Annotated in this window: 11 protein-coding genes; 5 read left to right on the plus strand and 6 right to left on the minus strand. The window is 68.3% G+C overall.

From position 1 onward, the window contains the following. Positions 1-460 precede the first annotated feature (460 nt). On the minus strand, positions 461-1792 hold the full coding sequence (locus ACV22Z_RS11855) for a carotenoid oxygenase family protein (RefSeq protein WP_448076493.1): 1332 nt from the start codon (positions 1790-1792) through the stop codon (positions 461-463). Between the two features lie 4 nt (positions 1793-1796). Beyond that, on the minus strand, positions 1797-2429 hold the full coding sequence (locus tag ACV22Z_RS11860) for a DUF2239 family protein (RefSeq protein WP_448076494.1): 633 nt from the start codon (positions 2427-2429) through the stop codon (positions 1797-1799). A gap of 367 nt (positions 2430-2796) precedes the next feature. Here ACV22Z_RS11860 and ACV22Z_RS11865 point away from each other — a divergent pair, with 367 nt between their 5' ends. The 4 genes from ACV22Z_RS11865 to ACV22Z_RS11880 all read left to right on the plus strand — a co-directional run bounded on the left by ACV22Z_RS11865 (position 2797) and on the right by ACV22Z_RS11880 (position 6631). Further along, positions 2797-3681, plus strand: coding sequence for a LysR substrate-binding domain-containing protein (locus ACV22Z_RS11865; protein WP_448076495.1), 885 nt, complete (start codon positions 2797-2799; stop codon positions 3679-3681). Positions 3682-3845: 164 nt separating this feature from the next. Next, complete coding sequence (locus ACV22Z_RS11870) at positions 3846-4778, plus strand: AEC family transporter (RefSeq protein ID WP_448076496.1); 933 nt, start codon at positions 3846-3848, stop codon at positions 4776-4778. A gap of 110 nt (positions 4779-4888) precedes the next feature. After that, positions 4889-5938 carry a DMT family transporter gene (locus ACV22Z_RS11875; RefSeq protein ID WP_448076497.1) on the plus strand — a complete coding sequence of 350 codons (1050 nt, stop codon included), beginning with the start codon at positions 4889-4891 and terminating at the stop codon, positions 5936-5938. Positions 5939-6256: 318 nt separating this feature from the next. After that, the gene (locus ACV22Z_RS11880) at positions 6257-6631 is read left to right on the plus strand and encodes a COG4315 family predicted lipoprotein (RefSeq protein ID WP_448076498.1); all 375 of its coding nucleotides are present in this window, start codon (positions 6257-6259) and stop codon (positions 6629-6631) included. Between the two features lie 186 nt (positions 6632-6817). On the opposite strand, the gene ACV22Z_RS11885 is transcribed toward ACV22Z_RS11880, so the two are convergent. Beyond that, a complete protein-coding gene (locus ACV22Z_RS11885; protein ID WP_448076499.1) occupies positions 6818-8335 on the minus strand; it encodes a CoA-acylating methylmalonate-semialdehyde dehydrogenase in 1518 nt (505 codons plus the stop codon). 53 nt (positions 8336-8388) lie between these two features. Further along, positions 8389-9747 carry an aminotransferase class III-fold pyridoxal phosphate-dependent enzyme gene (locus tag ACV22Z_RS11890; RefSeq protein ID WP_448076500.1) on the minus strand — a complete coding sequence of 453 codons (1359 nt, stop codon included), beginning with the start codon at positions 9745-9747 and terminating at the stop codon, positions 8389-8391. Between the two features lie 105 nt (positions 9748-9852). On the opposite strand from ACV22Z_RS11890, the gene ACV22Z_RS11895 reads away from it, so the two are divergent. Then, on the plus strand, positions 9853-10803 hold the full coding sequence (locus ACV22Z_RS11895; protein ID WP_448076501.1) for a LysR family transcriptional regulator: 951 nt from the start codon (positions 9853-9855) through the stop codon (positions 10801-10803). A gap of 94 nt (positions 10804-10897) precedes the next feature. On the opposite strand, the gene ACV22Z_RS11900 is transcribed toward ACV22Z_RS11895, so the two are convergent. After that, positions 10898-12154: an MFS transporter gene (locus ACV22Z_RS11900; protein ID WP_448076502.1), complete on the minus strand. Its 1257-nt coding sequence runs from the start codon at positions 12152-12154 to the stop codon at positions 10898-10900. Continuing rightward, positions 12151-12486: a hypothetical protein gene (locus ACV22Z_RS11905; protein WP_448076503.1), complete on the minus strand. Its 336-nt coding sequence runs from the start codon at positions 12484-12486 to the stop codon at positions 12151-12153. The genes ACV22Z_RS11900 and ACV22Z_RS11905 overlap by 4 nt, the downstream gene beginning before the upstream one ends. Positions 12487-12502 lie beyond the last annotated feature (16 nt).

A 12502-nucleotide genomic window follows, 5' to 3' on the forward strand; every position in this document is an offset into this window, starting at 1 on the left:
GCCCGTCGGCAGGCGGGTTCGGCGGCACGGGATCGCCGCGCGCAGCACGTCGCTGCCCCGCGTTGCGACGTGCCGGACACGAGCGCAACGGCAAAATCATTCAAGGATGTAACGTAACAGCGGCGACATCCGCGGGCACCTGCAACGACACGTTGCAAATCGGTAACCGACACCGGGCGTGCCGGAAACGACGCGCGCCGATCGCGATCGGCCGCACGGCCTCGCCGCGGTGCTGTCGCACATTCCGCGCGTCGTGTCGGCAGCGCTGCTCTGCTCTGCGGCATCGTCTATCCCGCCTGCCTCGGGCTGCTCGCGCTGCGCTCCACGATCCGCAGACGCCATGCCGACACCATTCACGCGGGCACCGGCGAGCCGCTCGTGCGCACCGCGCTCGCGACCGCGGCCGTTTCATTATTGAATCCGTATACGTGGATCGACACGGTGCCGGTGCCGGGGTCGATCACCGCGCCGCCGGCACCCACGCGCCGTGAAACCCCGCCGGCACGCGCCTCGGCAAATGAATCGTCGCGACCGGCCCTTCGTCGATGCAGCGCGCATCGAGTATCACGAGATCGCTGGTATCGGTCGCGCGGCGGTACACCCATGCCAGCACCCATCCGTCGTCTTCGTCCGATGCGCCCGGGCGGGACACGAACACCGGTTCGCCGTTCTGGTCGCCTTCGGGAACGTCGTAGCGCGCGACCGCGCCACGCTGGAGGTCGTAGCGCACCACGCCGCGAAGTTCGGCATTCGTCGGTTGCGCGGCGGCGTAGGCAAACCGGTAGGCACCGCCCGTCCGGTCATCGTTGATGCGTGGCAATTCGATGCCGGCCTCCCCGATCTGCGTTTCGGCGACCGTGCCCGCGGCGAGGTCGATCACGTATCGCCACAGCACGCCGACCTCATTCTCTTCGAATACACCGGGCTGCTTGCCGATACGCAGGAACGACGCATAGCGAACCGCGTCGAGCACGACCGTCGAACCGTCGCCGTCATACGCGTTCACCACGTGCTGGATGAAGCACGGCGCGATATCGAACCAGCGCACGTCGCCGCCATGACGCGGAATCACGCCGATGCGCGCCTGGCGCTCGTCATGCCAGCGCAGCGGCATCCGGTGCCCGTGCGACAGCATCGAGAAATCGTACGCAACGTTCAAATCGAGCAGGATGCTGCGGGTGGCCGTGATTGCCATGTCGTGCATCATCGACGGCGCCGGCAGGTCGAGTTCGATGTCGACGCGTTGCACGCCCTGCGCGTCGTGGACGCCGTACCGCAGCCACGGCGCCTTCCAGTCAGCACGAAACGTCATCAGTTCGCCCGTGCGCGGATCGACTTTCGGATGCGCGGTCATGCCGCCCGCGAGCCCCGCATGCCGCGCCGGAACGCCGACGGACGCCAGCTCCGGCGTGATCGCAAGCGGCATCCCGCCTTCGGCCAGCGCCAGCAGTTCGCCGGCATGCAACAGCACGTTCACGTTCGGGTTGGTGTCGGGCAGCGACGGTGCACGGGCCGGCGCATGGACGTCGGCCCAGCGCCGCGTGCGCGCCCAACGGTTGCGATAGCCGGTCACGCGGCCGTCGTCGAACGCGATCGCATGCAGCATCGCCGCTTCGGGCCACCACGCCAGCACGTCGTTGCCGTCGAAGCGGCCGCGCAGCGGATTGGGACCGTTGCGCAGCAGCATGCCGTTCAGGTCGCGCGGAATGCGCCCGCTCACGCGCAGATCGTCGATGTCGATTTCATCCGCGACCGGCGCGATCGCACCGCTGTTCAGATCAAACGTGCTCATATCGTCAGGATTCGGATTGAGCGTCGGGCGATGCGCCCGGCGGAATGTCGCCGGACGCGAGCGCCAGCGCATGGTCGCGCACGTCGTCGGGCCACGCGGCAATCAGCGCCGCCATGCGCGACGGATCGTCCGCGTACAGCGCGCGCACCGCTTCCTCGAAGCCGGGCAGATCGCCCGCGATCGCCGACATGAAGTGGTACGCGCGGTCCTTCGCGCCGCGGCGCCGGTCTTCGGCCGCCCGCGCGCGCCGCGCTTCGTCGACGAGCTTGCGCAACGCGACCGACGCGCCGCCGGGCTGCGCGGCCAGCCAGTCCCAGTGGCGCGGCAGCAGCGTGACCTCGCGGGACACCACACCGAGTTTCGGACGGCCGCGGCCGCGCGGTTCGGTGGCGCCGGCATCCATGTCGGCGTCGGCCTGCGCCGACACATCGTCAGGCTGCGCGAAGCGGGCCTGGATGTCGGCGTCGGAGCCCCTGAGGTCGATGTCGATCGAGCGCCCGGTCGTGTCGTCGAAGATCAGGACCGTGCCCGCGCCACCCGCGTCGATCGCCCGTCTGATCGTGATTGCGACCGTCGAAAGCGGCCCGGTGGCGAGCCGCCGATGGCCTTCGAAGGCCGTGTAGGAGCTGGAATGCATGCTGTTCATCCATCCGTCGGAAGTTGGAATAAGCACATTTATACCCGGATACAAATAATCCTGCAATATTACCCGGGTATTAATTGGCCGGTGGACATGCTTCGCTCAATGCGCGCTGCGCGCCCGGTTGCCCGATCGATGACGCGCAGGCATGATGTGCGCGAACCGGCCGGTCGCCGCGCCCTGCACTTCCGTCATCGGGCGCGCGCCCAGCGGGCAGATCGATCGCAGCCCGATCCGCCCGGCGTCTGCGCCCCCCGATCGCCGTCATGTGCCTCATGTGCCTCACGTGCCTCACGTGCATCACGTGCATCAGGCGCATCAGGCGCCGCGATCGATCCATCCGGCTGCCCACGTCAGCTTGTCCATGTCATTGCGCGCATTCAGAACGCTGGTGGCGATCGCCCGCTACCGGACCTTCGCCCGCGCCGGCGAAGCGATCGGCCTCACGCAGTCGGCGGTGAGCCTGCAGATCAAGACGCTCGAGAGCGAGTTCAACGTCCAGTTGTTCGACCGATCGCGCCGGCATCCCGTGCTGACCGAGGCCGGCAACATCCTCGTCGCGCAGGCCGAGCAGATCCTCGCGATGGTCGACCGGATTCCCGATGCGCTCAGCGACGAGAAGAAGCTGGTCGGCCGCTTGCGGATCGGCGCGATCCAGACGGCGCTGTCCGGCCCGCTGCCCGACGCGCTGCTCGCGTTGCGCGACGCGCATCCGTCGCTGCGCGTTCATGTGTCTGCCGGCATGTCGGTCGAGCTCGCGAATCGCGTCGCCGCCGGCGAACTCGACGCCGCGATCACGACCCGCCCCGTCAAGCCGTACCCGGCCGAACTGACGTGGACCCCGCTCTACGAGGATCGCTTCTGGCTGCTCGCGCCACCGCAATACGCGGAGCGCGATGCGCGCACGCTGCTCGAGGCACTGCCATTCATCCGCTTCGATGCGCAGGCGTGGGCCGGCCGCATGATCGCCGCGGAGCTGCGCCGCCTCGGCGTGCGCGTGCGCGAGGAGATGGTGCTGGACAGTGCGGAGACGATCGTCCGCATGGTCGCGCGAGGCCTCGGTGCGGCGATCGTCGCACTGTCCGATGCGACGCTCGCGCGCCTGCCGCCCGTGACCCGCTTGCCGTTCGGCGACCCGCAGCTGGCGCGCGCCGTCGTGCTGCTCGAGCACCGGTCGCGTCCGGCCGAGCGCTTCGCGCACGCGCTCGCTGCAGAAGTCACCGCATCATCGATGAGACTTTCTCATTGAACACCGGATAATTAACAATAATTCCTGTTGTCCCGGCGTGTTAACTTGGCAGCGTCGTCACTCTCTCGATCGCGCGTCGCCATGCTGCCTGCAGGACGGAATTTCGTTACGCCTCGTCATCCGATCGCCTCTCCGTCGCGCGGCGTTCCCGCGCGCGCACCGCGATGATCGGGGCGATCCTGCTCGCGCTGACGCCGGTCGCGTTGCTGGTGGCATTCGGCTACGGACTCAGGCGCACGCGCTTCGTCGCCGACACGTTCTGGCCGCAGGCCGAGCGGCTCAGCTACTACGTGCTGCTGCCCGCGCTGTTCGCGCACGGCCTTGCGAGCGCGCGGCTGCAATCGCTCGCCGTGTTTCCGCTCGCGGGCGCGCTGGTCGGCTCGACCGTTGCCGTCGCCGCGCTGTTGCTGCTGGTGCGCCCGTTCGTGCGCGTCGATGGCGCAGGCTTTACGTCGGTGTTCCAGGGCGCGGTGCGCTTCAACAACTATGTCGGCACCGCGCTGGCGGCCGGACTCTTCGGCGCCACGGGCATCGCGCTGGCGGCCGTGTGCGTCGCTGCGATCGTCCCGACCGTCAACCTGATGTGCGTGCTTGTGTTCGCGCGCTACGGTTCGATGCGCGTCGGCGCCGCGGCGCTCGCGCGCCAGATCCTGTCGAATCCGCTGGTGGTCGCCTGCGCGCTCGGGATCGCGATGCAGGCCGGCGGCGTCACGTTTCCCGCTGCCGTTGAACCGGCGGTGCGTGCGCTCGGTGCGGCATCGATGCCGCTCGGCCTGCTGTGCGTCGGCGCGGCTTTGAAATTCGACGCGGTGCGCGCGTGGATGCAGCCGGTGTGCATCGCGTCGGCGTTCAAGTTCATGGTGATGCCGGTCCTCACGTTCGTGGCCGGGCACGCGTTCGGGCTGACCGATGTGGCGCTGACGGTCGCGCTGCTGTTTCAGGCGCTGCCGACGTCGTCGGCGTCGTACATCATGGCGCGCCAGCTCGGCGGTGACGCCGCGCTGATGGCCGGCATCACCGCGTTCCAGACGCTCGCCGCGGCGCTCGCGATGCCGGTCGTGATGACGGCCCTCGCGGGAATGGCGACGCTGCGCTGACGTCGCGCGGATCGGCGCATGGATTCCCGTTTCAACCCGAAGGCCTCGAATCGCGGATGCCTGTGCGTCCGTCGAGCCGCACGGCTTGCGGTCTACCCGTTGCAACAGTCATGAACGCTCCAGCCACACACATCACACACGCCGATGCAGCCACTACATCCGCCTCCGCCTCTACGGCCGCTACCGCTGCTTCGGCTGGTTCGGCTGGTTCGGCTGGTTCGGCTGGTTCGGCTGGTTCGGTCGCTTCGCACGCTTCGGACGCCGCCCGTTCGCCGACCGGAATCTACGTCAAGCTCACGCTGGTCGCGCTGTTCTGGGGCGGCACCTTCATCGCGGGGAGGATGCTCGCCGCATTGCTGCCCGCGACGACGGCCGCAACCGGCCGGTTCGCGATCGCGGCGCTGCTGCTGTTGGTCCTGACGTGGAAATACGAACGCGGCCTGCCGAAACTGAGCGGCCGGCAGATCGCAACCACGTTCGCGCTCGGCGTGACCGGCATCTTCCTGTACAACCTCTGCTTCTTTGCGGCACTCGCGCGCATGCCGGCCGGACGCACCGCGCTGTTCGTCGCGCTGAATCCGGTCGCGACGGCATTGCTGCTGTCCGTCGTGATCCGCGAACGGCTTTCGCGGAAGCGCTGGGCCGGGATCGCCGTGGCGCTCGTCGGCGCGCTGGTCGTGATCAGCCGCGGCGAGCTGCTCCACGTCATGACGGACCTGCGCAACACGTTCGGCCCCGGCGAGCGGTACATGCTCTGTGCGGTGCTGAGCTGGGCCGCGTACACGATCATCGGACGTTATGCGCTTGACGGGCTGTCTCCGCTCGCGTCGACGACCTATGCGACGCTCTGGGGCCTCGTGCTGCTGCTCGGTGCGAACCTGCTCGACACGCATGCGGGCAGCAGCATCCATCTCACGTGGCAGAGCATCACCGCGATCGCCTACCTCGGCGCAATCGGGACGGTCGTCGCATTCGTCTGGTATTCGCAGGGGATCCGGGAACTGGGGCCGGCGCGGGCCGCGGTGTTCACGAACCTCATGCCGGTGTTCGGGGTGCTGCTGTCCGTCTGTCTGCTCGGCGAGGCGTTGTCCCGATCGATGCTCGTCGGCGGCGCGCTCGTAATCGCAGGCGTCATGCTGACCAATCGCGTCGGCCGCTGATTCGCCGCGCGGATTGCGCGATCCGCGGACATCTCGCCGCGCTCACCGGCTTCGGCCGCTCCAGTGCCTGGCATGCGAGCGCCCAGCCTTCGGCCACCGCGCGCCCCTGATGCGTCCCCGGTTCCCTGCGCAGGTCTGCAAAAAACCGGCTATCGTGAATATCGTGAATGAAGCGCTTCCGTGGCCTGCCATTCGACCCTCAGTCGCTCGCGCCGCCGGTCACGGACCGCCGCGTCACGGCACCATCCGCCGCGATCCGGGTGCGCGATCGCCGTGCGCGTGCGATCGCGACCGCCCACCGGACAACAAGGAGGCAACATGAAAGCCGCGCTTCTCGCCAGTTCCGCCCTGCTCGCCGTCGCGTCCGCGTCGGCTATCGCGCAGGGCGCAATCACAAGCGTCGAAAACGGCGCGCTCGTCGCCGCGAACGGAATGACGGTCTACAACTTCGACAAGGACAAGCCGAACGCCGGCACCAGCGCGTGCACGGGCCAGTGCGAATCGTTCTGGCCGCCATACAAGGCAAGCGCGACCGACGTGCCCGTCGGCCCGTATACGATCGTCAAGCGTGACGACGGCAGCCCGCAGTGGGCCTACAAGGGCAAGCCGCTGTATTTCTTCTCGAAAGACATGAAACAGGGCGACCGCAACGGCAACAACTTCAACAACATGTGGCACCTCGTCACGCCGTAAGCGGATTGCAACGAATTGCGCCAGGCGCGCCGGGGGGGCGGCACGCATCGCCGGCACGCCGAATCCGCGCGCCGCGCCCGACGCGAAAATGCCCGGCCGGATCCCTCCGGCCGGGCATGGCACTTGCAACGAAGCCCCGCGGCGCGCGCGACGTGCGCGCAGGCGTCGCAAGATGCGTGATGCGCGTCAGCGGCTCGACGGGAAGCTGAACACCGTCCCTTCGCGCACGCCGGCCGACGGCCAGCGCTGCGTGATCGTCTTGCGCTTCGTGTAGAACCGCACGGCGTCCGGGCCGTACGCGTGCAGATCGCCGAACAACGAGCGCTTCCAGCCGCCGAACGAGTGATACGCGACCGGCACCGGCAGCGGCACGTTGATGCCGACCATGCCGATCTGGATGTTGTCGCTGAAGTAGCGCGCCGCTTCGCCGTCGCGCGTGAACAGGCACGTGCCGTTGCCGTATTCGTGCGCGTCGATCAGCGCCATCGCCTCGTCGAGCGACTTCAGCCGCACGACGCCGAGCACCGGCCCGAAGATCTCGTGCTGATAGATCGGCATGCCGGGCTTCACGTTGTCGAACAGGCACGGGCCGAGGTAGTAGCCGCCGTCGTGGCCTTCGACCTTCACGCTGCGGCCGTCGACGACGAGCGATGCGCCCGCTTCGACGCCCGCGTCGACGAAGCCCGTCACCTTCTCGAAGTGCTGCTGCGTGACGAGCGGGCCCATGTCGACGCCGTCGCCCGTGCCCGGGCCGACCTTCATCTTCGCGATCTCGGCCTTCAGGCCCTCGACCACCTTGTCGCCGGTCTCGTCGCCGATCGCGACGACGAGCGGAATCGCCATGCAGCGCTCGCCGCACGAGCCGTATGCGGCGCCCATCAGCGCGTTCACCGCGTTGCCGATGTCGGCGTCGGGCATCACGACCGCGAAGTTCTTCGCGCCGCCGAGCGCCTGCACACGCTTGCCGTGCGCGCAGCCGGTCGAGTAGATGTATTCGGCGATCGGCGTCGAGCCGACGAAGCTCACCGCCTTCACGCGCGCATCCGTCAGGATCGTGTCGACCGCTTCCTTGTCGCCGTTCACGACGTTCAGCACGCCCGGCGGCAGGCCGGCTTCAAGCGCCAGCTCAGCCATCCGCAGCGTCGACGACGGCGTGCGCTCCGACGGCTTCAGCACGAACGTGTTGCCGCATGCCACCGCCATCGGCCACATCCACAGCGGCACCATCACCGGGAAGTTGAACGGCGTGATCCCCGCAACGACGCCGAGCGCCTGGAACTCGCTCCACGAATCGATCGCCGGGCCGACGTTCTTGCTGTGCTCGCCTTTCAGCAGTTCGGGCACGTAGGAAGCGTACTCGACGTTCTCGATGCCGCGCTGCAGTTCGCCCATCGCGTCGGCGAGCACCTTGCCGTGCTCGGCCGTGATCAGCGCGCACAGCTCGTCCGCATGCTGCTCGAGCAGCGTCTTGAAGCGGCTCATCACGCGCGCGCGCTTCAGCGGCGGCGTGTTGCGCCAGGCCGGGTATGCGGCCTGCGCGGATGCAATCGCGGCCTCGACGGTCAGCTTGTCCGCGAGCGCGACGCTCTTGTTCGACTGGCCGGTGGCCGGATCGAACACCGGCTGGATGCGGCTGCCGCCGTCGACGCGCTTGCCGTCGATCAGGTGGCCGAGCGTGGAGGTGACGTTGCTGTCGTGTTTCATGGGTCAGACTCGTTCGTGAATTCGGGTTTCGGATGACGTGCCGCGTGCGCGGCTCAGTCCACTTCGTTCAGCGCGTCGGACAGCGCGTTGACGAGGTTGTCGATCTCGCGCTTCTCGGCGATGAACGGCGGCGCGAGCTGGATCGTGTCGCCGCCGTAGCGCACGTAGAAGCCCTTCGCCCAGCAGCGCATCGCGATCTCGTACGGACGACGGCCCGGTTCACCCGGCAGAGCCGCGATCGTCAGGCCCGCGGCGAGACCGTAGTTGCGGATGTCGGCGATATGGCGCTGGCCCTTCAGCCCGTGCACGGCCGCCTCGAAATGCGGCGCGAGGTCGCGCACGCGGCCGACCGCGTCTTCCTTCACGAGCAGGTCGAGCGCCGCGACGCCGGCCGCGCACGCAACCGGGTGCGCCGAGTACGTGTAGCCGTGCGGGAACTCGAGCATGTACTCGGGGCCGCCCGCGGCCATGAACGTGTCGTAGATTTCCTTCGTCGCGATCACGCCGCCGAGCGGCTGCACGCCGTTCGTCACCTGCTTCGCGAAGTTCATGATGTCCGGCGTCACGCCGAATGCGTCCGCGCCCGTCATCGCGCCGGCGCGGCCGAAGCCCGTGATGACTTCGTCGAAGATCAGCAGGATGTCGTGCGCGGTGCAGATGTCGCGCAGACGCTTCAGGTAGCCCTTCGGCGGCACGACGACGCCCGCCGAGCCCGAGAACGGCTCGACGATCACGGCCGCGATGTTCGACGCGTCGTGCAGCGCGATCAGGTCGAGCAGGCGGTCGGCCAGGTCGGCGCCATGCTCCGGCATCCCGCGCGAGAACTTGTTTTCCGCCAGTTGCGTATGCGGCAGGAAATCGGCGTCGATACCCTGGCCGAACAGCTTGCGGTTCGGACCGATCCCGCCCACCGAGATGCCGCCGAAGTTCACGCCGTGGTAGCCCTTCTCGCGGCCGATCAGGCGCGTCTTCGTGCCCTTGCCCTTCGCGCGCCAGTAAGCGCGGGCCATCTTCAGCGACGTATCGGCCGCTTCCGAGCCCGAGCCCGTGAAGAACACGTAGTCGAGGCCGGCCGGCGTCAGGTCCTTGATCTTGTTGGCGAGCTCGAACGATTTCGGATGGCCTAACTGGAACGCCGGCGCGTAATCGAGCTGCGCGACCTGGCGGCTCACCGCCTCGGTGATCTCCTTGCGGCCGTGGCCGAGGCCCGTGCACCAGAGGCCCGACAGGCCGTCGAAGATCTTGCGGCCTTCACCGTCCGTGTAATAGGCGCCCTGGCCGGCCACGATCATGCGCGGATCGGACTTGAACTGGCGGTTGCCGGTGAACGGCATCCAGTGCGCGTCGAGCCACGCGGCATCGGTGCGCACGGGGGTGTCTTCCTGTTGGGCAGCGGTGATGGTGTCGGTCATGTCGGTCGGCGCTGCGCGCCCCTCCTTCTTGTGATGATGTTGCGCATTGTCGGGAGGCCAATTAGTCTCTTCAATATCGCAATATCAATGTTCACTTGCGCAACTATGCAAGCAAAGAAACCGAAGAGCCGGGCGCTGCTCGGGCAGCTCAGCGACATGGACCTGCGCCTGCTGCGGGTCTTCAAGGGCGTCGTGCAGTGCGGCGGGATGGCGGCGGCCGAACTGGAGCTGAATATCGGCATCTCGACGATCAGCCGCCATGTGAAGGATCTGGAAACGCGTCTCGGGCTGGTGCTGTGCCGGCGCGGCCGCGCGGGCTTCACGCTGACGCCCGAGGGGCAGACGGTGTACGAGGAGACGCTGCGGCTGCTCGCGTCGATGGAGGCGTTCCGCAGCCGGGTCGACGGGATCCACGACCGGATGGGCGGCGAGCTGCATATCGCCGTGTTCGACAAGACGGCGACCAACCCGAACGCACGGCTCGGCGACGCGATCCGCCAGTTCGCCGACGAGGCGCCGGACGTCGCGCTGAACCTGCACGTCGCGTCGATCAACGAGGTCGAGCGCGGGATCATCGACGGCAGCTATCAGGTCGGGATCATCCCCGTGCACCGCAACTCCGGCAGCCTCGTTTATTCGGAGCTGTTCGGCGAGCGGATGCTGCTCTACTGCGGCCGGCAGCACCCGCTGTACGATGCGCCGCACGGCAAGCTCACGTGGACGACGATCCGCAACCATGCTTTCGCGGGGCTCGGCTTCCATTCGCCGAACATGGAGCTGAGCCATCGTGCGAAGCTCACGCGCAGCGCGACGGCGTCCGACCAGGAATCGATCGCGACGCTGATCCTGTCAGGCCGCTATCTGGGCTTCCTGCCGGACCACTACGCGGAAAGTTTCGAAAACAAGGGGCTGATGCAGTCGATCGCGCCGCACCGGTTCAACTACTTGTGCCGGTTCGTGAGCCTGCTGCGGCGCTCGCCGCGGCCGTCGCGGGCCGCGCTGCTGTTCCAGTCGTGCCTGGAAGCCGCGCATGCGGCGGCGCGGCCGGGGGCGTAGGAGGCTCACGCGGAGAATCCGGTTCCCGGCGGTAATCCGTGCGACATCGCGCGACGGGCAGGCGCTGCGGCGCCCTCGTTTCCGCCCTTTTACGTCACCCGCCGTCACCCTGGTCGATCACGCCGCCAGCGCGCAGCCGCGCCCGGTTGCGCGTCATGAAATGCGTCGCGACGAGCGCCGCGGCAAAGCCGGACGCCGCGCCGACGCCGAGCGCCCAGCGCGGGCCGAGATGGTTTGCGACCCAGCCCGCCACCGGCGCGCCGATCGGCGTGCCGCCGAGCGCGACCGCCAGGCGCAGCGCCATCACGCGGCCGCGCATCGCCGGCTCGGTGGACAGTTGCATCAGGCTGTTGGACGAGTTCATGAAGGTGATCGCGGCGATCCCGGTCAGCACGAGCGCGGCCCCGAACAGCCAGTAGCTCGGCGCCAGCGCGGCGAACGTACAGCCGAGCCCGAACAGCGCCGCGCCGATCCACAGATGCCGAAAGCGCGGCTGCTCGCGGCGTGCCGCGAGCAGCGCGCCGGAGACCGTGCCGACCGCCATCATCGACGACAGAATACCGAAGCCGCGCGCGTCGACGTGGAACACGCTGGCTGCCATCGTCGAAATGAACAACTGGAAATTGAGCCCGAACGTGCCGATCAGGAACAGCATCACGAGGATCGCCGTCAGGTCGGCGCGACGCCACACGTAGCGGAACCCGTCGAGCAGGCTGCTCCGCGAGCGGCCCGCCCGCGCATTCGGGCGCAGTTCGTCCACCCGGAGCAGCGACAGCGACGCCAGCACCGCGAAGAAGCTGAGCCCGTTGGCGACGAACGCCCAGCCCGTGCCGACCGATGCGATCAGGAAGCCCGCCGCCGCCGGGCCGATCATCCGCGCGGCGTTGAACGACGTCGAATTGAGCGCGACCGCGTTCGCCAGCTCCCTGTCGCCGACCAGTTCCGCGACGAACGTCTGCCGCACCGGCGCGTCGAACGCCGACGCGCAGCCGAACAGGAACGCGAACACGTACACATGCTCGAGCTGCACGGCGCCCATGACCGTCAGCGCGCCGAGCGCCAGCGCCAGCACGCCCATCAGAGCCTGCGTCGCCATCAGCAGCTTGCGCTGGTCGAAGCGATCGGCCGCGTACCCGGTCCATGGCAACAGCAGGAGTTGCGGCCCGAACTGCAGCGCCATCACCGTGCCGACCGCCGATGCGTCGTGATGCGTGAGCTGCGTGAGGACGAGCCAGTCCTGCGCCGTCCGCTGGATCCACGTGCCGATGTTCGAGACCAGCGCGCCGATCGCCCATACGCGGTAGTTGAAGCTGCGAAGCGAGCGGAACACGCCTGCTGCCGGCACGCTCATGGCTGCTCCCGTTCCGGATCGTTGCCGCCGTGCAGCGCGCCGAAGCGCCGCGCGAGGAACAGACCGAGCGCCAGGATGCCGAGGCCGAGCGCGGCTGCGTCGGCCGTGACCTTCAGGTCGAAGGCGCCGACCCGGCAGACGAGCGCATAGCCGATCGCGAGATTCGCGAAGCCCCAGACGACGTTCACGGTCGACGACGACAGCCCGCGGCCCGGCGGGTCGGCGAACGGCGTCTGGAACGGCTCGCCGCGCAGCCCGCTGACGAGGTGCGGCACGGCGTTCGCCAGGAGCGCGCCGCCGAAAAAGTACGACACGAGATGCAGAATCTCCATGTTCAGGCGGTCCTCC

The sequence above is a fragment of the Burkholderia sp. PU8-34 genome (assembly GCF_053427725.1).

Coding starts and splice junctions, on each gene's coding strand:
- ACV22Z_RS11880 (WP_448076498.1), top strand. CDS start 6,257: ATGAAAGCCGCGCTTCTCGCCAGTTCCGCCCTGCTCGCCGTCGCGTCC.
- ACV22Z_RS11885 (WP_448076499.1), bottom strand. CDS start 8,335: ATGAAACACGACAGCAACGTCACCTCCACGCTCGGCCACCTGATCGAC.
- ACV22Z_RS11900 (WP_448076502.1), bottom strand. CDS start 12,154: ATGAGCGTGCCGGCAGCAGGCGTGTTCCGCTCGCTTCGCAGCTTCAAC.
- ACV22Z_RS11890 (WP_448076500.1), bottom strand. CDS start 9,747: ATGACCGACACCATCACCGCTGCCCAACAGGAAGACACCCCCGTGCGC.
- ACV22Z_RS11855 (WP_448076493.1), bottom strand. CDS start 1,792: ATGAGCACGTTTGATCTGAACAGCGGTGCGATCGCGCCGGTCGCGGAT.
- ACV22Z_RS11865 (WP_448076495.1), top strand. CDS start 2,797: ATGTCATTGCGCGCATTCAGAACGCTGGTGGCGATCGCCCGCTACCGG.
- ACV22Z_RS11860 (WP_448076494.1), bottom strand. CDS start 2,429: ATGCATTCCAGCTCCTACACGGCCTTCGAAGGCCATCGGCGGCTCGCC.
- ACV22Z_RS11875 (WP_448076497.1), top strand. CDS start 4,889: ATGAACGCTCCAGCCACACACATCACACACGCCGATGCAGCCACTACA.
- ACV22Z_RS11870 (WP_448076496.1), top strand. CDS start 3,846: ATGATCGGGGCGATCCTGCTCGCGCTGACGCCGGTCGCGTTGCTGGTG.
- ACV22Z_RS11905 (WP_448076503.1), bottom strand. CDS start 12,486: ATGGAGATTCTGCATCTCGTGTCGTACTTTTTCGGCGGCGCGCTCCTG.
- ACV22Z_RS11895 (WP_448076501.1), top strand. CDS start 9,853: ATGCAAGCAAAGAAACCGAAGAGCCGGGCGCTGCTCGGGCAGCTCAGC.